The organism is Streptomyces katrae (assembly GCF_000966975.1).
Lineage (GTDB): Bacteria > Actinomycetota > Actinomycetes > Streptomycetales > Streptomycetaceae > Streptomyces > Streptomyces katrae.
In genome coordinates this window covers 1-505 of sequence record NZ_JZWV01001486.1, presented here as the reverse complement: position 1 = coordinate 505, position 505 = coordinate 1, and the positions used below count along the sequence as shown (strand labels likewise).

Annotated in this window: 1 pseudogene; it reads left to right on the top strand. The window is 80.6% G+C overall.

Features of this window, described 5'->3' with window-relative positions:
- Nucleotides 1–505: pseudogene (locus VR44_RS38555) on the top strand (amino acid adenylation protein); the annotation flags it as partial.

Here is a 505-nt window from a genome sequence, read left to right as displayed (position 1 = left end):
GAGCCCGCCCGGCCGGCTCGCGATCGCCGCCGGCGGCGCCCGCCTGCTGCTGCGCGGGGTCGGCGCCGGCCGCCATCCCCGGGGCGGCAGCGTGCACCTGAGGCTGTGGACCGCCGAGCGGCTCGCCGAGTGCGCCGGCGCGACCTCGCTCACCGGCGCCTGGCTGGAACGCTACGCGCGGGCCCTCGGCGCCCGGGTCGGCCCCGACGTGGACCTGCACTCCCTGCCCCCGGTCACCGGCATGCTCCGGCTCGGCCGCGGCTGCGCCGTGGAGGCCGAGGTCGACCTCCGCGGGCACTGGCTGGACGGGGACCAGCTCGTCATCGGCCCGGTCCGGGTCGGCGCGGGCGCCGTCGTCGGCACCCGCAGCCTGCTCCTCCCCGGGGCGCGGGTCGGCAAGCGGGCCGAGGTGGCCCCGGGCTCCGCCGTCGTCGGACAGGTCCCCACCGGGCAGCGCTGGGCCGGAGCCCCCGCGGTCAAACTCGGCCGGGCCAAGCACGACTGG